The sequence below is a fragment of the Thermoleophilum album genome, from assembly GCF_028867705.1.
In the GTDB taxonomy this organism is placed as follows: domain Bacteria; phylum Actinomycetota; class Thermoleophilia; order Solirubrobacterales; family Thermoleophilaceae; genus Thermoleophilum.
In genome coordinates this window covers 1300190-1320579 of record NZ_CP066171.1, presented here as the reverse complement: position 1 = coordinate 1320579, position 20390 = coordinate 1300190, and the positions used below count along the sequence as shown (strand labels likewise).

16 protein-coding genes are annotated in these 20390 nt (G+C 71.0%); 14 read left to right on the top strand and 2 right to left on the bottom strand.

All coding sequences use genetic code 11. The annotated features are described in order from the left end of the window. The first annotated feature begins 51 nt into the window (after positions 1–51). From leuS to holA, 6 genes are all read left to right on the top strand, one after another. Complete coding sequence (leuS, locus tag JDY09_RS06185) at positions 52–2490, top strand: leucine--tRNA ligase (protein WP_274716056.1); 2439 nt, start codon at positions 52–54, stop codon at positions 2488–2490. A 15-nt stretch (positions 2491–2505) separates the two neighbouring features. Continuing rightward, the gene (locus JDY09_RS06180) at positions 2506–3024 is read left to right on the top strand and encodes a TIGR00725 family protein (protein ID WP_274716055.1); all 519 of its coding nucleotides are present in this window, start codon (positions 2506–2508) and stop codon (positions 3022–3024) included. Continuing rightward, positions 3006–4532: an aminotransferase class I/II-fold pyridoxal phosphate-dependent enzyme gene (locus JDY09_RS06175; protein ID WP_274716054.1), complete on the top strand. Its 1527-nt coding sequence runs from the start codon at positions 3006–3008 to the stop codon at positions 4530–4532. Before JDY09_RS06180 ends, JDY09_RS06175 begins: the two co-directional genes overlap by 19 nt. 107 nt (positions 4533–4639) lie before the next feature. Further along, complete coding sequence (locus JDY09_RS06170; RefSeq protein ID WP_274716053.1) at positions 4640–5395, top strand: helix-hairpin-helix domain-containing protein; 756 nt, start codon at positions 4640–4642, stop codon at positions 5393–5395. A gap of 85 nt (positions 5396–5480) precedes the next feature. Continuing rightward, entirely contained in the window at positions 5481–7946 is a 2466-nt protein-coding gene (locus tag JDY09_RS06165; protein ID WP_274716052.1) for a ComEC/Rec2 family competence protein, read from the top strand. Positions 7947–7955: 9 nt separating this feature from the next. Next, on the top strand, positions 7956–8921 hold the full coding sequence (gene holA, locus JDY09_RS06160; RefSeq protein WP_342455272.1) for a DNA polymerase III subunit delta: 966 nt from the start codon (positions 7956–7958) through the stop codon (positions 8919–8921). Between the two features lie 180 nt (positions 8922–9101). On the opposite strand, the gene rpsT is transcribed toward holA, so the two are convergent. Beyond that, a complete protein-coding gene (gene rpsT / locus JDY09_RS06155; RefSeq protein ID WP_274716051.1) occupies positions 9102–9368 on the bottom strand; it encodes a 30S ribosomal protein S20 in 267 nt (88 codons plus the stop codon). 203 nt (positions 9369–9571) lie between these two features. On the opposite strand from rpsT, the gene murJ reads away from it, so the two are divergent. The 8 genes from murJ to JDY09_RS06115 all read left to right on the top strand — a co-directional run bounded on the left by murJ (position 9572) and on the right by JDY09_RS06115 (position 18448). Continuing rightward, positions 9572–11248: a murein biosynthesis integral membrane protein MurJ gene (gene murJ, locus JDY09_RS06150; RefSeq protein WP_274716050.1), complete on the top strand. Its 1677-nt coding sequence runs from the start codon at positions 9572–9574 to the stop codon at positions 11246–11248. 65 nt (positions 11249–11313) lie between these two features. Further along, positions 11314–13134 carry a translation elongation factor 4 gene (gene lepA / locus JDY09_RS06145; RefSeq protein WP_274716049.1) on the top strand — a complete coding sequence of 607 codons (1821 nt, stop codon included), beginning with the start codon at positions 11314–11316 and terminating at the stop codon, positions 13132–13134. Positions 13135–13211: 77 nt separating this feature from the next. Next, complete coding sequence (locus JDY09_RS06140; RefSeq protein WP_274716048.1) at positions 13212–14294, top strand: sigma-70 family RNA polymerase sigma factor; 1083 nt, start codon at positions 13212–13214, stop codon at positions 14292–14294. A gap of 104 nt (positions 14295–14398) precedes the next feature. Further along, positions 14399–14842, top strand: a complete 444-nt coding sequence (locus tag JDY09_RS06135) for a MaoC family dehydratase N-terminal domain-containing protein (protein WP_274716047.1) — start codon at positions 14399–14401, stop codon at positions 14840–14842. Next, positions 14843–15238: a MaoC/PaaZ C-terminal domain-containing protein gene (locus JDY09_RS06130; RefSeq protein ID WP_274716046.1), complete on the top strand. Its 396-nt coding sequence runs from the start codon at positions 14843–14845 to the stop codon at positions 15236–15238. An 84-nt stretch (positions 15239–15322) separates the two neighbouring features. Continuing rightward, entirely contained in the window at positions 15323–16441 is a 1119-nt protein-coding gene (hrcA, locus tag JDY09_RS06125) for a heat-inducible transcriptional repressor HrcA (RefSeq protein WP_274716045.1), read from the top strand. Further along, entirely contained in the window at positions 16438–17601 is a 1164-nt protein-coding gene (gene dnaJ / locus JDY09_RS06120; RefSeq protein WP_274716044.1) for a molecular chaperone DnaJ, read from the top strand. The genes hrcA and dnaJ overlap by 4 nt, the downstream gene beginning before the upstream one ends. A gap of 13 nt (positions 17602–17614) precedes the next feature. Continuing rightward, positions 17615–18448 (top strand): 50S ribosomal protein L11 methyltransferase, encoded by an 834-nt coding sequence (locus JDY09_RS06115; protein ID WP_274716043.1) that lies wholly within the window; start codon positions 17615–17617, stop codon positions 18446–18448. 102 nt (positions 18449–18550) lie between these two features. Here JDY09_RS06115 and JDY09_RS06110 read toward each other — a convergent pair whose 3' ends face one another. Then, the gene (locus JDY09_RS06110) at positions 18551–20362 is read right to left on the bottom strand and encodes a potassium/proton antiporter (protein ID WP_274716042.1); all 1812 of its coding nucleotides are present in this window, start codon (positions 20360–20362) and stop codon (positions 18551–18553) included. Positions 20363–20390 lie beyond the last annotated feature (28 nt).

Genomic DNA, 20390 nt, shown 5'->3' with positions numbered 1-20390 from the left:
CGGCGCGCTGCGCGCCGCACGCGCTCGCTCGCCGTTACCCTTCGCGCGACGGTGGAGGCACGCTACGACCCGCACGCGATCGAGGCCAAGTGGCGCGAGCTGTGGGCGCGCGAGCGCACGTGGGAAGTCTCCAACGAACCTGAGGCGCGTCCGAAGCAGTACGTGCTCGAGATGCTCCCCTACCCCTCGGGGGAACCGCACATCGGGCATCTGAAGTGCTATTCGGTGGGCGACGCGGTCGCCCACTTCCGCCGCCGGCAGGGGTACCGCGTTCTGCACCCGATGGGCTACGACGCCTTCGGGCTGCCGGCCGAGAACCACGCCATCCGCACCGGCCAGCACCCGCGCGTATCGACCGAAAAGTCGATCGCCGAGTTCCGCCGGCAGTTCCACCGCTGGGGCGTCTCGATCGACTGGTCGCGCGAGTTCGGCACGCACGAGCCGAGCTACTACCGCTGGACGCAGTGGCTGTTTCTGCGTTTCCTCGAGCGCGACCTCGCCTACCGCCGCCAGGCGGCGGTGAAGTGGTGTCCGCGCGACCAGACAGTGCTCGCCAACGAACAGGTCGTCGACGGCCGCTGCGAACGGTGCGGCACTCCCGTCGAGGCGCGACAGCTCGAACAGTGGTTCTTCCGGATCACCGCTTACGCCGAGCAGCTTTTGCGCGACCTCGACGACCTTGACTGGCCCGAGCACGTCAAGACGATGCAGCGCAACTGGATCGGGCGCTCCGAGGGCGCGGAGGTCGTCTTTCGCTGCGAGGAGCTCGGCATCGACTACCCGGTCTTCACGACCCGTCCGGACACGCTCTTCGGCGCGACGTTTTTTGTGCTCGCTCCCGAGCATCCCGACGTGCTCAAGCTCAACGACTCGCCCGAAGTGCGCGAGTACGTCAACCGCGCGATGCAGGCGTCGCACGAAGAGCGCGGGGCCGCCGATCGCCGCAAGACCGGTGTCGCGCTTGGCCGCTACGTGCGAAACCCGGTCAACGGCGAGCTGATCCCGATGTTCGTCTCCGACTACGTGCTGATGGAGTACGGCACCGGCGCGATCATGGCGGTGCCTGCCCACGACGAGCGCGACCACGAGTTCGCACGCGAGTTCGGACTTCCGATCCGCGAGGTCATCAAGGGTGGCGAGGACGTCCAGCGCGAGGCCTACACGGGCGACGGCCCGATGGTCAACTCGGGACCGTTCGATGGCCTCCACAACCGCGAGGCGTACGAGCGGATCGTCGAATGGCTGGAGCGCGAAGGCAAGGGCCGGCGGGCCGTCAACTACCGCCTACGCGACTGGTTGATTTCCCGCCAGCGCTATTGGGGCTGCCCGATACCGGTCGTCTACTGCGAGCGCGAGTGCGGGATCATGCCGGTGCCGGACGAGCAACTACCGGTCGAACTTCCCGACATCTCCGACTACGCACCGAAGGGGCGCTCGCCGCTCGCGGCGGCCGAGGAGTGGGTGCGTACGAGATGCCCGCGCTGCGGGGGCGAGGCGCGGCGCGAGACCGACACCATGGACACGTTCGTCGACTCGTCCTGGTACTTCCTGCGCTACTGCGACCCGCGCAACGATCGCGCCCCCTTCGACCGCGAGGTGTTGCGGCGCTGGATGCCGGTCGACCAGTACATCGGCGGCGTCGAGCACGCGATCCTGCACCTTCTCTACGCGCGTTTCTTCTGCAAGGCCCTGGCTGACATGGAGTTGCTCGACGTGCGCGAGCCGTTCGCGCGCCTCTTCACGCAGGGGATGGTCACGCGCGAAGGGGCGAAGATGTCGAAGTCGAAGGGCAACGTCGTCAGCCCGCGCGACTACGTCGAGCGCTACGGCGCCGACACCGCGCGCACCTACGTGCTCTACATCGGGCCGCCTGAACAGGACGCGGACTGGTCGGACGAGGGCATCGCCGGCATCCACCGCCAGCTCGGGCGACTGTGGCGCGTGGCGCGCGAGGTTGCTGACCGCACGCCGCCCTCAGACGCTCCCCGGGGAGAGCCCACACCGCTCTTGCGCAAAGCGCACTGGGCGATCGACAAAGTCACCCGTGACTGCGAGCGGTTCGCTTTCAACACGGCGATCGCGGCCGTGATCGAGCTCGACAACGAGATCTACAGGTACAAGGACGAGCTCTACGAATCGGCCGAAGGGGCATCGCAGCTGCGTTTCGCGGTCGCCACCGCCGGCTCGCTGATCTTCCCGTTCGCTCCGCATCTAGGCGCCGAGGTATACGAGCTCATGACCGGGCGGTGGGTGTGGGAGGAGCCGTGGCCCCAGGCCGACCCGGCGTTGCTCGAGAGCGAAAGCTTCGAGCTCGTGGTTCAACTAAACGGGAAGCTCGTCGACCGTGTCGAGGCACCGTCGGGCGCGTCGCGCGAGGAGCTAGCCGAGATCGCCCGCCGCTCGCCGAAGCTCGCTGCGCGTCTCGACGGGCGCGAGATCGTCAAGACGGTCGTCGTTCCCGGTCGTCTCGTGAACTTCGTCGCCCGCTGACAGCGGGGAGCGGCAATGGCTGCGCGTCCGGCTGTCGCGGTCGTCGGGCCGGGAGAGGCGACCCCCGCCGAGCTTGCGGTAGCCGAGGAGGCGGGGCGTCTGATCGCCGCTGGGGGAGCGATCCTGGTCTGCGGGGGGCTTGGTGGCGTGATGGAGGCAGCCTGTAGGGGAGCGCGCGGCGCCGGCGGCACGACCGTCGGGATCCTCCCGGGCAGCGATCCCCGGGACGCCAACCCGTGGGTGGAGATCGCGATCCCGACCGGCCTCGGCGAAGCTCGCAACGCTCTCGTGGTCCGGGCCGCTCACGCGCTGGTGGCGATCGGCGGGGGCTACGGCACGCTCTCCGAGATCGCGCTGGCGCTGAAGGCGGGCAAACCGGTGTTCGGGCTCGCTACTTGGCGCCTCGAGCGGGCGCTGCCGGATGGCGGAGGCGAACGGATGCTCGCGCCTGGCGTTACCGTCGCCAACTCCGTGGCTGAAGCCGTCGAGGGCGCGCTTACGTACACTCGCCGTTTGTGCCAAGGCCGGTCGTAAGTACCGACACCTCTAGCGGCGACACTGCGCCTGCGGCACCGTCGGCGCAAGAGCGCGCGCCCTATCTCGAGGCGCTCAGGGCGTATGCGGCGCGAAACCCGGGGCGTCTCAACGTGCCTGGACACAAGGGGGGCTACGGCACCGATCCTGAGGCCGTCGGGGTGTTCGGTCGTAAGGCCTTCGAGCTCGACATTCCGCCGGGCATTCCTGGGATCGACGCTGGCGAGCGGCCAAGCGCTCTCGATCGCGCCCAACGCTTGGCTGCTGAAGTGTGGGGGGCAAAGCGCACCTGGTTTCTGATCAACGGCGCCTCGCAGGGCAACCACGCTGCGCTACTTGCACTGGCGCATCGCGGTCGCGAGGTGATCGTTCAGCGCAACGCCCACTCGAGCACGATCGACGCTCTCATCCTCTCCGGCTTGCGCCCGATCTTCGTGGAGCCCGAGATCGACGACGAGCTCCACATTGCCCACTGCGTCACGGCGGAAGCGCTCGAACGCGCGCTCGACGCGGCTCCCCGTGCGGCCGGTGTGGTGGTGGTGTCGCCGACCTACTACGGCGCCGTCGCCGACGTTGCCGAGCTCTGCCGCCGCAGCCACGCGCGCGGCGTTCCGATCGTCGTCGACGAGGCTTGGGGAGCGCACCTCGGGTTCCACGAGCAGCTGCCGCCCTCGGCGCTCGAGCTCGGCGCCGATCTTGTTGTGTCGAGCACCCACAAGAGCGTCGGCAGCCTCACCCAGTCGGCGATGTTGCACTTGGGGCGCGAGTCGCTACTCGACGAGGATGTCGTCGATCGCTGCGTGACGACGGTCGAGTCGACGAGCCCTAACTCGCTGCTCGTCGGCTCGCTCGACGCTGCGCGGCGCTTCGTCGCGACGCGCGGGCGCGACGCGCTCGCCGCCACGCTCGCGACCGTCGAGCGGGCGCGCGCTGGCGTCGAGCGCTTGCCGGGTCTCAGCGTCGTGCGCTCGCTCGACGGTCGCGCGAGCGTCGCAGCGCTCGATCCGCTGCGATTGATGATCGACGTGCGCGGCACCGGTGCGAGCGGGTTCACGATCTCGGCGCTGTTGCGCTCGCTCTGCGACGTGCACCTCGAGTTGTGCGCCGACACGATCGTCGTCGCCGCGTTCGGAGTGGGCGAACCAGAGGACTCCGCCGATCGCCTGGTGGCGGCACTGGCGCGGGCGGTCGCCGAGCTCGGGCGGGGTCGCGACCGCGGCGGTCAAGGGTTCACGCCCCCGCCGCGCTGGGGCGACCTCGTGATGACGCCGCGCGAGGCGTTTTTCGCGCCTAGCGAGATCGTGCCTTTCGAACAGGCCGTGGGTCGCGTCGCCGCCGAGTCGCTCGCCGCCTACCCACCCGGAATCCCGAACGTGTTGCCAGGCGAGCGGATCGAACGCGCGGCGCTCGATTACGTGCGGGCCACGCTCGAGCGCGGCGGGGCAGTGCGCGGACCCGCCGATCGCAGCGTGCGCACGCTGCGGGTCGTGGCCGCCGACTGCGCGTAGGGCCGACTTCGCGCAACGCCGTTTCGCGCGAGGCCGTTTCTCGCTTTCGTGGTTAGCGCGTTGCGGACGCGACGCCGCCGTAACGCGCCGCAGCGTAGCGTCGCCGTGTGGGTCCCGACCGCGCAACGTACGAGAGACACCCGCTCGACGCCGGCTCCTTCGGCGAGCGACCGTTCGCCTCGGGTGCGTTCGCCACAGCCCCCTGCGACGCTGGTTCGCTCGACCGGGGCGAGCTCGACGTGCGCCGGTGGTTCGCCATCGCCGGCGCTCTCCTGCTCGCCGCGCTCGCCGTATACGTGCTCTCGAGGAATGGTGAGCCAGGCGGGCGCGATCCGGCGCCGATCCGGGTCGCAAGCGATCGTCCCGAGGGACGCACCGTCTGGGTGCACGTCGTAGGCGCCGTCCGCCGCCCTGGCGTCTACAAGCTTGCCGCCGGTTCGATCGCGGCGCGCGCGCTCTCGCTCGCGGGCGGGCCGCTGCGCTCCGCCGATCTCGCGGCGGTCAATCTCGCCGCGCGCCTGGAGGACGGTCAGCAGCTGGTCGTCCCGCGCCGTGGTGCCGCAGGCGGGGCAGTTGCGGCAGGCGGCAGTGCGGGGCTAACGGGGAACGGCGGTGCGTCCGTCGGCACTGGAGGTGCTGCGGGCGGCACAGCGAGCGGGGCGGGGGGTGCGGCGGGCAAGCTCAGCCTGAGCAGCGCCACCGCTGAGCAGCTCGAGCAGCTGGACGGGATCGGTCCGACCCTGGCCCGGCGCATCGTCGCGGCCCGCGACCGCGGCGTCCTGCGCTCGCTCGACGACCTGGCGCAGGTCGAGGGGATCGGCGACAAACGGCTCGAGACGCTGCGCCGGCAACTGGCGCACTGAATCCCGGTTGGTGCAGCTTCGTCGCGGTCGAGCTTCGGCGTCGCGTGACACAGCCGCAGATGTCGCGCGGGCTCCTAGCGCGACGGTGGCCGGCGGCGCCCCAGTGCCGTTCGGAACGCTTGCGCTCGTCGCGGCTGCCGCAGGGTTAGCCGCCAGCGGTCTCGGTCTCGCGTTGCAGGCGGCCGTGGCAGCGACGCTGGTGGCGAGCCTCGCCATGCTCGCCGCATGCGTGCGTCCAGCGAGAGTCGGGGGGCTTGTGCTCGTCGCGGCCGCCGGCACGCTCGCCGCGCTGGTGGGCGTCGTGCGCCTCGACACTCTCGAGGCGCCCGTGCGCGAGCTGGACGTTTACCGCGCGAGCGGCGGCGTCGGCGCGTGGCGGGGCAGGGTCGTTCTGCTTGAGCGGCCCCGTCCGAGCGGCCCCGGCCTGCGCATGCGCGCTCGTATAGTCGCGGGGGTCGGCAGCGGCGGCGAGATCGTCGTGCGCACACCGACGCACAGCGCACGCGACCTCCCTTTCGGCGCCGTCGTCGAGGTGCAAGGCCGTGTGCGCCGCACGGGCGGCCGCGGTGGCGAGCTGCCGGTAGGGACTGCAGCTGTGCTCTACGCGACGCGCTTCGTCGCGATCGGGCGCCGGGGCGGCATCGCGGGCACCTTGGATCGCGCCCGGCTGCGCGCGCTCCGCGAGCTCCAGCGGGCGCTGCCGGGCGACCGCGCCGAGCTTGCGGCCGGTTTGATCCTCGGCCTCGACGAGCGCATCGACCCGCGCGTCCGCGACGATTTTCGCGCCACCGGGCTCGGCCACCTGCTCGCCGTGTCGGGGCAGAACGTCGCTTTGCTGGTGGCTCTGGTCTGGCCGCTGGCGGCCTTGATCTTTCCCCGCACGTGGCCGCGGCGTCTGCTCGCCGCTGCAGCGATCGTCGTCTACGTTCCCCTCGCCGGCGCGGGCACCCCGCTTCAGCGCGCCGCCGTGATGGGCATCGCCGCGCTCGTTGCGCAAGCCGCGGCCCGACCCCGCGCGGGACTGCACGCGCTCGCGCTCGCCGCCTGCGTGACGCTGGCGCTCGACCCCCGCCAGATCCACTCGGCGAGCTGGCAGCTGTCGTTCGCGGCCGTAGCGGGCCTGCTCCTGCTTGGCCGCCCGCTAGAACGAACGCTCGAGCTGCGCGCAGGGCGTGCGCGCGCATCGACGCTGGCACAGCGGATTGTCGCTGCGCTCGGCCGCGGTCTGCGCAGCGGCGTGGCGATGACCGTCGCTGCGACCGTCGCCACCGCTCCGGTGGCGTGCGCGACGTTCGGATCGTTGCCGCTAGCGACGCTCGCCGCCAACGTCGTCGCGCTCCCAGCGGTGGCGCCAGCGATGTGGGCAGCGACGGTCGTAGCGGCTGCGGGACAGCTGCGCGCTCTCGGGGCGCCCGCTGCGCCGCTCGCCGACGCCGTGGCGCTGGTAGCCGCACCACCGCTCGAGCTCGCGCTCGGTCATCTCGAGTGGACCGCCGCGACCCTCGCCGTCGTTCCCCAGCTCGCCATCGGCGATACGCCACCGCCGGGCGCCGAAGCGGTTTCTCCGGCGACGGCTGCGGTGGCTGCTTTGTGCGCGCTCGCGTTAGCCGCTGTCGCGGTCGCCGCCGCTCGTGCGGCAGCCGCTGGACGTCCGGTCGCGAGCAGGGTCCCACGGCACGGCGACCGCCACCCGGCGGTGCGACCGGTGGCGCTATTCGCGCTCTTCGTTCTCCTCGCCTACACCGCCGCCACCGCTCTCTACCTGCGCGGTCCGCAGCCCGCGAAGCGACCGACGATCTCCTTCCTCGACGTCGGTCAGGGCGACGCCGTACTCGTGCAAGACGGCACCGGTGCGAGCGTTCTTTTCGACACCGGGCCACCCGAGGGGCGGGTAGCGCGCCGCGTGCGCGGCGAGGGCGTGAGCCGGCTCGACGCGGTCGCCACCAGCCACGCCGCTCGCGACCACCACGGTGGTCTCGCCGAGGTGGTGCGCACCCTCCGCCCGCGGCTCATCCTCGACGGTGGCGACAGCACCCGCGACCGCTCGTACCGAGCGGCGGTCGCTTTGGCGCGGCGCCGCGGCGCCGCGGTGGTCGCCGCTCGCGCAGGCCGCGAACTGCGCGTGGGCAAGATCCACATCCGCGTGCTGTGGCCGCGGGCGCGGCCCGCCAGCGTGCCATCACCGTCCGACCCCAACGAGCGCGCGGTCGTCGCGCTCGTGCACGTCGGCCGACTCGTGCTTTTGACCTCGGGCGACGCCGAGAGCGAGGCGCTACGTCTGCTGCCGATCGGGGACGTCGACGTCCTCAAGGTGCCGCACCACGGCAGCGGCGATCCAGGCCTGCCCGCTGTGCTCGCGCGGGCGCGGCCAGAGGTCGCCGTCGTCCAGGTCGGCGCGCGCAATCCGTTCGGTCATCCCGTACCGAGCACACTGGCGGCACTAGCGCGGAGTGGTGCCGCCGTCTTTCGCACCGACCGCGACGGCACCGTGCGTGTGACCGCTGACGCGGAGGGGCTGCACGTCGCAACCGAGCGCCGCCGCCACCGCTAGCCTCGCGCCATCGCCGAGCTGAAGCCGGCATATCTCGTCTACGGCGACGACGAACCGCGCGTCGAGGCGTGGCGCCGGCGGCTGCACGAGCGTGCGCGGCGTGAGGGCGCGGAGCTCGAGACGCGCCAGGCGGCGGAGACGGACCTGCGCGCTTTGGCCGGCGAGCTCGCCTCGCCGATGCTGCTCGGCGGACGGCGCTACGTCGTCGTCGATCGCCTCGAGCAGTGCCGGGCTGCCGAGATCGAGCCACTCGCCAGGGCTCTCGCCGCGCTTGCGCCGGACACCGTCGTGCTTTTGCTGGCGCGCGCGCCGCGCGTGCCGCAAGCGCTCGAGCGCGCGGTCGCCGAAGCGGGCGGCGAAGTACGGCTCTACGAGGCGCCGAAACCGTGGCAGCTCCCAGCCTGGCTGCGCTCCCGGGCGCGCGAGTTCGGACTGGCGCTCGCAGCCGACGCAGCCGAGGAGCTCGTAGCCCGCTGCGGTCCGAGCCGCATGCGTCTCGAGCGCGAACTGGAAAAGCTCGCTCTCGCCGCGGACGACGGTCGCGTCGACGCGACGCTGGTGCGCGCGCTCGCTCCCGACGACAGCGAGGAGAGCGTTTGGTCGCTAGCCGACGCAATCGCGCTTGGGCGCGGCGAACGTGCCTCCTACCTGGCCGAGGATCTGCTGGCTCGCGGCGAGGACCCGGCACGCATCCTGCCGGCCCTGGCGAGACGTGCCCGCGAGCTGCTCGCCGTCAGGCGATTGCTCGACCGTGGTCGCACCGACCAGGAGGTCGCACGCGCGCTCGCAGTCAGCGGCTGGCGCGCGAAACGTCTCCTGCAGGCTGCGCGGCGCTGCAAGACCGAGCAGCTGGAGCACACTTTGGTGCGGCTTCACGCCCTCGAGCTCGAGACGAGAGGCGGCCGCCCCGCCCGCGCTCCCGACGCGCGCGGAGCGCTCGTGCGCGCCGTGCACGAGCTGACGGCCGCGAACTGACGGCTCGAGCGAACCCGGCCACGACCCGCGGCCGCCGGGGCGGTAGGTGCTCGGGCTCCGACCTGGCGTTCGCACCTTTGCGAGGGACGCGCCGTGGCCGTGGCGCCCTGACGTGTGGTGCCCGGCTGCCGTAACGCGCTACGGCGTACGTTTGTCGCCGTGGCGTCCTGGCTGCGCCGCTTAGTTGCCGAGGCGCGCGCGGATACGCGCGGCGCGCGACTTGCGGCGCGCACCGGCGTTGCGATGGAGAGCGCCGCTCTTGACGGCCTTGTCGATCTTCGACAGCAGCTGCCGATACTCGCTCTCGGCAGCGGCAGCGTCGCCGGTCGCGACCGCTTGCTCGAGACGGCGGAACCAGGTCCGCACCTGCGAGATGCGGAAGCGGTTCTCTCGGCGCTCGCGCTCCGAGCGCTGGATCCGTTTTTTTTGCGACGCGATGTTGGCCATGAATCTGGTGGAGCTAGTTCGCGCGCGCAGCCGGTGCGAAAGCCGACACCTCGCGACCGAGAACCCGACAGGACGCCAAGCCCGTGCGGCGCTCGATCGCGGCGGAGGAACCCCGGCGGGAGCCCGACCGCGCAGCGGGCGCGTAGTGTAGCGCGGCGCGAGCGCCCCGCGACCGGGCGGGGCTCGGCAGAGAAGCGATCGAAGTGGACCGAGCGCGACCAAAACAAGAGCAGCGCGACGGCGTCGGTGGACAGCCACCTGCCGAAACGGAGCCAGCGACCGGCACCCGCCCAGCAGGGCGTGACGCCACCGACCGCAGCCACGCCCGGCGCGTGGTGCGCTCCACCCTCTTCTTCTCGGTCGCCACGGGTCTGTCGCGCGTGCTGGGGCTTGTGCGCGAGGTGATCGCTGCGAGCCTCTACGGCGTCAGCGGCGCGATGTCGGCCTTCACGATCGCCTTCCAAGTGCCGAACCTCGTGCGCGCGCTGTTCGCTGACTCGGCCCTGCAGGGCGCCTTCGTGCCCGTCTTCACGGAGCTTCTGGAGCGCGGCGAGCGCCGGCGCGCATTCCGTGTCGCGTCGACGCTCGCGGCCCTGATCGTTGTCGTGCTCGGCCTGCTGACGGTGCTGTTCGTGGTCTTCGCGAGGCCGGTGATGGCGCTGTTCGCGCCCGGCTTCGCGAACGACCCGGCGCTCGCCGATCTGACCGTGACGCTTGCCCGTCTGCTCTTCCCGATCGTCCTGCTGCTGGCGCTCACTGGTCTCGTTGTCGGCATCCTCAACGCATTCGACCACTTCGCCGTTCCTGCGCTTGCGCCCGTCGCCTGGAACGCGGTGATCATCGCTGCGCTTGTCGCGCTCACGCCGGCGCTGCCGGCCGACGACCGCATCTACGCCTACGCGATCGGCATCCTCGCCGGCACGATCGTGCAGCTGCTCTTACCGCTGCCGTGGCTGCGGGGGCGCGGCGGCCGACTCGGCTTCGCCTTCGCCTTCCGCGACCCCTACGTGTGGCGGGTCCTCAAACTGATGCTGCCGGTAACGGTGGCGCTCGGGCTGATCAACCTGTCGCTCTTGATCGACTCGCTGTTCGGCACCCTCGTCTCCGACGCGGTGCCGGCCGCGATCGACAAGGCGTTCCGCATCTACCAGCTCCCCCAGGGCCTGTTCTCGATCTCGATCGCGACGATCCTCTTCCCGACGCTCTCGCGCCTCGCCGCCCGTGGTGACCGCGAGCGCTTGCGCGCCTGGCTCGGCGAGGGCGTCCGGCAGGTGCTTTTGCTGCTGATACCGAGCGCTGTTTTGATGGCGGTGCTCGCGGAGCCGATCACCCGCCTCGTCTACCAGCGCGGTTCCTTCGACGCCGAGGCGACAGAGCTCGTCTCGACGGCGATGGTGTGGTGGTCACTGTCGCTGCCGGCGCAGGGCGTGAGCCTCTTGTTCTCGCGCACCTTTTTCAGCCTTCAGCGGCCCTGGTTGACCACCGCCCTCTCGTTGGCGAACCTGGCCGTCAACGCCGCTGTCGCAGCGGCGCTCCACCGGCCGTTCGGCATCGCCGGGATCGTGCTCGGCACGGTCGCCGGCACGATTGTCATGTGCCTCTGGCAGGGCGCGGTGTTGCGGCGCGAGCTTGCCGGCATCGAGGGCTGGCGCACCGCCGCCGCCGCGACGCGGATGGTCGCAAGCGCCACGGCGCTTGCCCTCTGCTCCTGGCTCGTCTGGAGCGAGCTCGACGCGCTGATCGGGCGAGCGGTGTGGGCGCAAGCGGTCGCTGTGGTGGCGGCATGCGGCGCCGGGGGGATCGTCTACCTGGCTCTCTGCCGGCTGCTCGGCGTGCGCGAGATCGACCGGGTCTGGGCGCTTTTGCGGCGCACAGGCTGAACATCGCAACCCTCGCCGTCGCGAGGTGGCGCGCTCGCGCGCCGCGCGGGCATACTCACGGCGCCTTGGCCGAGGCTGCACGCAACATCCGCAACTTCTCGATCATCGCCCACATCGACCACGGCAAGTCGACGCTCGCCGATCGCATCCTCGAACGCTGCGGTGCCGTCGACCCCCGCAACGCGCGCCCCCAGCTCCTCGACTCGATGGAGCTTGAGCGCGAACGGGGAATCACGATCAAGGCGCAGGCGGTGCGCTGCGACTACCGCGCCCGCGACGGCGAGACATACCACCTCCACTTCATCGACACGCCGGGGCACGTCGACTTCAGCTACGAGGTGTCGCGCTCGCTCGCGGCTTGCGAGGGCGCGCTGCTGGTGGTCGACGCCTCCCAGGGCATCGAGGCGCAAACGCTCGCCAACACCTATCTCGCCATCGACGCCGGCCTGGAACTGATCCCGGTTGTCAACAAGATCGACCTTCCCGGCGCCGAGCCCGACCGTGTCGCCCAGGAGCTCGCCGACCTGCTCGGCGACGACCCCGACCAGGTGGTTCGCGTATCGGCCAAGACGGGCCAGGGCGTCGACGATCTGCTGGAAGCGCTGGTCGCGCGCATCCCGCCGCCCACAGGCGACCGATCGCTGCCGGCGCGGGCGCTCGTCTTCGACTCGCAGTACGACCAGTACCGTGGGGTAGTCGCCTACGTGCGGGTGGTCGAGGGCGAGCTCGCGCGCGGCGAGCCGATCCTCGCGATGCAGACGCAGACCGAGGCCGAGATCACCGAGATCGGCTTCATGCGTCCCGAGATGCAGCCCGCCGAGCGTCTCGTCGCCGGCGAGGTCGGCTACGTGATCACGGGCGTCAAGGATGTGCAGAGGATGCGCGTCGGCGACACGTTGACGAGCCGCCGCCGTCCCGCCAGCGAGCCGCTCCCCGGCTACCGCGAGGTCAAGCCGATGGTGTTCTGCGGGTTGTTCCCGGTGGAATCCGACCGGTTCGAGGACCTGCGTGACGCGCTCGACAAGCTGGCGCTGAACGACGCCGCCCTGCAGTACGAGCCCGAGACCAGCGAGGCCCTCGGCTTCGGTTTCCGCTGCGGCTTCCTCGGCCTTCTGCACATGGACATCGTGCGCGAGCGGCTCGAGCGCGAGTACGACCTCGAGCTCCTCGCCACCACGCCCAACGTCGCGTACGAGGTCGAGCTCACCGACGGCAGTGTCGTGACCGTGCGCTCGCCCGCCGAGATGCCTGATCGCGCCCGCATCGCCGAGATCCGCGAGCCCTATGTGCGCGCCACGATCGTCTGTCCGCGCGAGCACGTCGGCGCCGTCATGGAGCTCTGCCAGGAGCGCCGCGGCGTTCACGTCGACATGAACTACCTCTCGCCGGAGCGCGTCCAGCTGCGCTACGACCTGCCGCTCGCCGAGATCGTGCTCGACTTCTTCGACCAGCTCAAGTCGCGCACGCGCGGGTACGCCTCGCTCGACTACGAGCTGCTCGAGCCGCGTCCCGGGGATCTCGTCAAGCTCGACGTGCTGCTCGCCGGCGACCGCGTCGACGCGCTCTCGATGATCGTCCACAAGGACAAGGCGTACCCCTCTGGGCGCCTGATCTGCGAACGCCTGCGCGAGCGCATCCCGCGCCAACAGTTCGAGGTCGCGATCCAGGCGGCGATCGGCTCGAAGGTGATCGCGCGCGAAACCGTGAAACCGCTACGCAAAGACGTGACCGCCAAGTGCTACGGGGGCGACGTGACGCGCAAGCGCAAGCTGCTCGAGCGCCAGAAGCGGGGCAAGAAGCGGATGAAACAGGTCGGGCGTGTCGAGCTGCCGCAGGAGGCGTTCCTTGCCGTGCTCGAACTGTCGGGCGACGGACGCTCCGATTGACGTGCCGCGCGCCTGGCGCGCCCAGGGCGCGGCGGGCGTTTAGGTAGCGCTTAGGGCCGACTCTTAACGTCGCGCCCGTGAGCGTTCGCGAACAGATCACCGACGTCAGCGAAACCCATCTGCGCGAGCTGGCGCTGGTCGACGATCACGAGGAGGGGGAGGGCGGCGAAGAGCTGGCCGCGGAGCTCGGCGATTTCGACAGCGGTCTCGACGAGCTCGATGCTCTGATCGGCTCCGCGGCGGGTGCCGACCAAGCTGCCGATAGCGAGACGAGCGGCGAGGGAGCTAGCGCGCTCGCGAGTGCGCTGCGCACCCTTCCGGCCGAGGAGCCCGCAACCGTCGACTCGCTGCAGCGCTTCCTCGACGAGATCGCCAAAACGCCTCTGCTCACTGCCGAGCAGGAAGTGGCCCTTGCGAAGCGGATCGAGCGCGGCGATCTCGCCGCCAAGGACCACATGATCCGCGCCAACATCCGCCTCGTCGTCTCGATCGCCAAGCGCCACCGCAACCAAGGCCTGCCCTTCCTCGACCTGATCCAGGAGGGCTGCATCGGCCTCGTGCGCGCCGTCGAGAAGTTCGATTGGCGCCGCGGCTACAAGTTCTCGACCTACGCCACGTGGTGGATCCGCCAGGCGATTGCGCGAGCGATCGCCGACAAGGGACGCACGATCCGCATCCCCATTCACGTCGACAACGTCCTCAAGCGTCTCGACGGCGCGCGACGCAAGCTCGAGGCGGCTGGCAACCGCGAACCGACGATTGAGGAGATTGCCGCCGAAGCCGGCGTCGAGCTGGCCGAGGCGGAGCTCCTTTTGCGGGCGTCGCAGCCGCTCGTGTCGCTCGACAAGCCGGTCGGCGACGAAAGCGACTCGGCGCAGTTCGGCGAGCTGATCCCCGACGAGCGCGCCACCTCGCCGCTCGAGGCCGCCGCGCGGACGGTGCTGCGCGAGCGCCTCGCGGCGCTGCTCGCCAACCTGAGCTACCGCGAGCGCCGCGTGATCGAGTTGCGGTTCGGGCTCGGCGGCCAGGAGCCGCGCACCGTCGACCAGGTCGCTCGCGTCCTGCGCATGCCGCGCGAACGAGTGCGGCGCCTAGAAGAGCAGACCTTGCGCAAGCTCGCCTCGCTCGCCGAAGCGCAGGCACTGCGCGACGCCGCCTAGCGCCCCACGGCAGCGTGCCCGTCGTGCTCGCGGCTTGGCGCTGCGCTCCGGCGCGAGCTCCAATACACTGCCGCGCCGCAACCTGACGGACAGTCGGAGGGAAGATGCCGGTCGACACCAAGGCCGTAGGCAAAACCTGGGACCCGTACGAGTACGAGGTCGGCAAGGAAAAGATCCGCGAGTACGCGCAGGCAGTCGGCGAAACCAACCCGATCTACTTCGACCGCGCCAAGGCCCGCGAGGCGGGCTTTCGCGACATCGTCGCGCCGCCGATGTTCTGCGTGGTGTTCAGTGCGGGAGCGGTCGCCCCGGCGATCCTCGACCCCGAGGTCGGGATGAACTTCGCGATGATGGTGCACGGTGGTCAGGAGTTCGTGTGGGGCGAGCCGGTGTGCTCCGGCGATGTCATCACCACGACGACCACCTGCAAGGAGATCTACGAGCGCGGCGGGATGGGCTTCTATGTCTTCGAGACGCGCTCGGTCAACCAGAATGGCGAGGAGGTCGTGCGCGGCCTCTGGACCAACATCGTGCGGGGGGTTTCGTAGATGGCTCTGCAGGCTGGCGAGAAGATCCAGGAGCTGCGCGTCACGCCCGACCGCTACCTGCCGCACCGTTACGCGGGCGCCTCGGGCGACTTCAACCCGATCCACATCGACCCAGAGTTCGCTCGCAACGTCGGGCTGCCCGGCAACATCCTTCACGGCTTGTGGACGATGGCTCAGGTCGCGCGCGCGGTCGAACAGGCAGCGGGGGACGATCCGCGCCGTCTCAAGCGCCTCTCGGTGCAGTTCCGGGGGATGGGTCTTCCCGAGAAGGAGATCGTGGTCAGCGGCAGCGTCCGCGAGGTGGCAGAGGGCCGTGCCGTAATCGATCTCGTAGCCGAGCAGGACGGCAAGCAGATCGTCCGCAACGCCGTCGCCGAGATCGAGCTTCCGTCCTGACGGCGCCGCGAGCTTGCGGGCGGCCGCGGCCGCGCACGACAAGGTCGTGACCGGCGGCGTCCGTCCGCGTTGCACAATTGGGGCGTGAGGGCGCTCCTCGAGCATCGATCGCCGGACGAGCGGCGTTCGCCGCCGAGCGCCGCTGTTGCCACCGGGCGGCAAGGTAAGGAGGTGCCGGAGCTCAGCGAGCGTCAGCGGTTGATTCTGCGCAAGGTCGTGGAGCGCCACCTTGCGTGCGGCGAGCCGGTCCCCTCGAAGTGGATCGCCGCCCAGAGCGACGTCCCGTGGGGGCCGTCGACGGTCCGCGCCGAGCTCCACCGGCTCGAACGAGTGGGGCTGCTCCACCACCCCCACACGTCGGCCGGGCGCGTGCCCACCGAGCGCGGCTACCGCGCCTATGTCGACGACGTACTCGAGCGCGGAGCGCTGCCCGCGCAGCAGCTTGCGAAGATCTCGCTGCCAGCGGTTCGGCGCGAGCTCGAGCAGGCGATGCGCGAGGCGACTGCGCAGCTGTCCCAGGTGACGAACCTGCTGGCGCTGGTCACCGCGCCGCCGATCGAGACCACCACGATCCGCCGCATCGAAGTCCTGCCGCTGCAACCGCAGGTCGTGATGGTGGTGGTGATCACCTCGACGGGCGGTGTCACCAAGCGGGTCTTCAGCTTCCCGGGCCCGGTCGATCGCGGTCTCGTCGAGTGGGCCGAGAGCTACCTCAACGAAACGTTGCGCGGGCTCGAGGTCGGGGCGCGGATGGTGCGCAAAAAACTCGACGACGAAGCGCTCGGCGAGCACGAGCGCGCTTTCCTGCGCGAGATCGGCGCGGTGTTCACCGATCTCGAGGAGACCGCCCAAAGCAACCTGTTCATGGAGGGCGCCCACCGGCTTCTGGCCGAGCACCGCTTGCCCGAGCTGTCGCAGATCGCCGACCTGCTGTCGGTGCTCGAACGGCGGGTGCTGTTGCTCGGCTTGCTGCGCCGCTGGCTCGACGAGCCCAATGTCTATCTGCGTATCGGCAGCGAGAACCCGGCGCGCGAGATGCGCTCGCTGTCGCTCGTCGCGGCCAACTACGGGACACCGCTGCGCAACCTCGGCACTGTTTCGGTGGTCGGTCCGCTGCGCATGGACTACCCGCGCGCGATCACCGCGGTGCGCGCGACCGCCCGTGAGCTGTCGCGGTTCGTGACCGAGGTTTACGAGCGGTGAGCAAACCCGACGCCTACGAGCTGCTCGGCGTCCCGCGCGACGCCGACGAGCGCGAGATCAAGCGCGCCTTCAGGCGCCGCGCGCGCGAGCTTCACCCCGACGTCAACAAGGACGACCCGCAAGCGGAAGAGAAGTTCAAGCAGCTGGCCGAGGCGTACGAGGTTCTCTCCGACCCCGAGCGCCGCGCGATCTACGATCGCTACGGCTGGGCGGGGCTCGAGCAGCGGGGGTTCCAGGCGACGGCGCGCTCCTTCAGCTCCTTCGGCGACATCTTCGAAGCGTTCTTCGGCAGCGACCCGTTCAGCGCCTTCTTCGGCGGGCAGGGCACCGCCGGTCGCACGCCCGGAGACGACATCGAGCTCGAAGTCGAGGTCGACCTCGCGCTCGCCGCGCGCGGCGGCAGCGTCGATGTCGAGTACGACGCCGTCGACGTCTGCGAGCAGTGCGGCGGTTCGGGGGCTGAAGCGGGCAGCGGCATGATCGCTTGTGGGCGTTGCGGCGGGGCCGGGCAGCTGCGGCAAGTCGTCAGCACACCGTTCGGCCGGGTCGTCCGCAGCGAGACGTGTTCTGCCTGTGGTGGCGCCGGGCTCGTGCCGGCCCGCCGCTGTCAGCGTTGTGGCGGCAGCGGGCTTGTCGAGACGCGCCGCAAGCTGGAGGTGGGTGTGCCGGCCGGCATCGCCGACGGCCAGCGGATCCGCTTGAGCGGGCGCGGGCACGCGGGTCCTGGCGGGGCGCCACCCGGCGATCTGTATCTGCTCGTGCGCGTGCGCGAGGACGAGCGCTTCCTGCGCGACGGCCCCGATCTCGTCACCGCGGTGCGCATTCCGATGGTCGACGCGGCGCTCGGTACCACCGTCACGGTGCCCACGGTCGATGGCGGCGAGCGCGCGATCGAGCTGCCGCCCGGCACCCAGCCGGGGACGGTGGTCACTTTGCGTGGCCTCGGGATGCCCCGCATCGGTGGTCGCGGTCGGGGAGATCTGCGCGTGGTCGTCGACGTCGAGATCCCAGCCGCCACCGACGGCAAGGCGCGGGAACTGCTCGAGAGCTTGCGCTCGGAACTGGGCGGGGGAGAGGCCAACGGCGTCCGGCAGCGCGCTGGCGAGGCGGGCGGCGGCCACCTCGGGATCGTCGAGCGGCTACGGCGCGTCCTGCGGTAAGCGCGGGCTTGCGGTGAGTGAGCTTGTGCGCCTCAGCTTCACGGCGCCCCGCAGCGAGCGGGAGCGTGTGCTAGCGGCGCTGATCGAGCTGGCTCCCCACGGGTTCGAGGAGCTCGACCGCGGCGACAGCGTGGAGTTCGCTCTCTACGGAGCGCCGGGCGAGCTGCCGGAGCTCGGCGGGGCGAACGAAGCCGAGCTCGCTGGCGTGCGCGTCAGCGTGCGTTCGCAACCGGTGCCTGTCGACTGGGCAGATCGCTGGCGGCGCTTCCACCGCCCCGTGACGGTCGCTGGCGTGCACGTGCGGCCACCGTGGTGCTCCGCGCCCAAGGGTGTGCGTGCCGACATCGTCATCGATCCGGGCAGGGCGTTCGGTACCGGCGCCCACGCGTCGACGCGGCTCGCGATCGAGCTGCTGGTGGCGCTCGCCGACGAGCGCCCCGAGCTGCGCGGCGCTCCGCTGTGGGATCTCGGCTGCGGATCGGGGGTTTTGGCGCTCGTCGCCAGCGCGCTTGGTTTCACTGTCGTGTCGGCCTGCGACTGGGACGAGGCGGCGGTGGCGGCGACACGCGCCAACGCACGCGCCAACGCGCTCGCGCTCGCCGCGGTCGAGAGGCGCGACGTGCTGCGCGACGAGCTGCCGCCCGCCGCCCTGTACATGGCGAACCTGACGGGACCGGTGCTGCGGCAGCTGGCGACGCGGGTGGCGGACGACGCCTGGGTCGTCGCGAGCGGTTTCATCGCCAGCGAGGAGCAGGCGATAGTAGCCGCCTTCGCTCGCCATCGGCCCGTAGCGCAGCGCCGCGAGGAGGAGTGGCGAGCGTGCCTCTTCGCGCCCGCACGCTCGTAAAGCCTGGGTAGACGAGAGGCGCAGGCTGCTAGCTCCAACGACCGGAGCGCAACTGCGCTGCGCGGTCGCTGTGGGAGCCTCGCTTCCGGTGGCGCGCGAAGGTCATATCACCGCGCTCTGCGAGGCCACGCCGGCGACCTCTTGCCACCAGGAGCGGGACTGTTCGTCCGCCGCTTGACGGATGCGCTCGCGGGCGTAGCGCAAGAGCTGCCGTGGGCCTCCCACGGCGACCAGCCCCTCGCCGGTGGCGGCCAAGCGGCCGTCTGCCAACTGCACGAGCGCACCGGGCGCGCTGTGGCGTGTGCGCAGCACTCGCGCCACCGGGATGCCGTCGACCATCTCGGGGGCGCCCGGGTCGCCCCACTCGGGCTGCCACGGTTTGACGGAAAAGATCGCGGCGCGACCTAACAGCGGCGCGCGCGGCGGGGGCGCCGGATCGCCCACCGGTCCCCGCCGCCAGCGCTCGAACAGCTCCTCCACCACCCGCCGGTGGTCGCGGCGGACGAGGATGTGCAGCCTGTCGCCGGCGGCGATCTCGGTCGACCCGCGCGGCAGGAGCGCCTGGTCGCCGCGCACGATCACGCTCACCAGGGCGTCGCGCGGTAGGCCGAGCTCGCGCACCAACCGGCCGACGGCGGCGTCCTCGGGTGCGACCGGGAACTCGAGGACCTCCGCGCCGAGACGCCGGATCGTGCCAACCTCGACCAGCGGTCGCGGCCGTGCCGGCTCGCGGCTCGTCAAGCCGAGCGCGCGCGCCAGCGGCTCGAACGTCACGCCCTGCACCAACGCCGACACGAGCACGGCGAAGAACACAATGTTGAAGAAGCGGCCGGCACCGGCGACGCCCTCGAGAACCGGGAACGTGGCGAACACCACCGGCAGCGCTCCGCGCAGACCGGCCCAGCCGAGAAGCAGCCCCTCGCGCGGCGAGTAGCGCGCGGGCAGCGTGCAAACGAACGTCGCCAACGGCCGTGCGACCAGAACGAGCACGGCAGTCAACAGCAACGCGTCCCGCGCCACCGGGCCGAGCTGGCTGGGGAACACGAGCAGCCCGAGCAACAGGAACAAGGCGATCTGCGACACCCACGCGACCCCGGCATGGAACGCCTCGATCGTCCTTTTCGCCGGTATCGAAGCTGTGCCCAAGGCGAGGCCGGCGAGGTACACGGACAGGAAACCCGACCCGTGCAAAAGGTCGGCGGCGCCGAAGGCGAGACCGCACGTCGCCATCGACCCCACCGGGTACAAGCCGAGCGACGCGAGCCGCAGCTTGCTCAGCGCCGACACCGCAGCGACGCCGACGATGAGACCGACCACCCCGCCGACAGCGAGCTGGCGTGCGAGCAGCGCCACCATGTCGCCGGTGCCGTAGCCGGGCGTGACGATCCACTGCGTGAAGCCGATCACGAGCAGGATCGCCAACGGATCGTTGAAGCCGGCCTCGGCTTCGAGCGTGCGCGCCAGGCGGCGGCGCAGGCTCGAACCACGCAGCACCGAGAACACCGCGGCGGTGTCGGTCGTCGCCACCACCGATCCCAAAAGCAGACCGTGCAACAGATCGACGCCCAGAAGCAGGTGCGCGGCGAGTCCGGTGACGGCCACGGTGACGAAGGTGCCGACGGTCGCCAGCGCGAGCCCCGGGCCGAGCACCGGCCGGATCTCGCCCCAGCCGGCAGCAAGGCCGCCCTCGAAGAGGATGAGCGCGAGCGCGATCACCCCGAGCGTGCGCGTCAGCTCGACGTCGGCGCGGCTGTGACCGAAGTCGATCCAGCCGAGGCCGTCGGAGCCGATCAACATCCCCAACGCCAGGAACAGCACGAGGCCCGGTACACGCAGCCGACCGGCGAGCAGCGTGGCGGCGACACCTGCAGCGAGCAGCGCGCCCGCCGTGAACATGGCTAGACCAGCAGACACGGTCGGCCGAGTCTACGTCCGCGCCTAC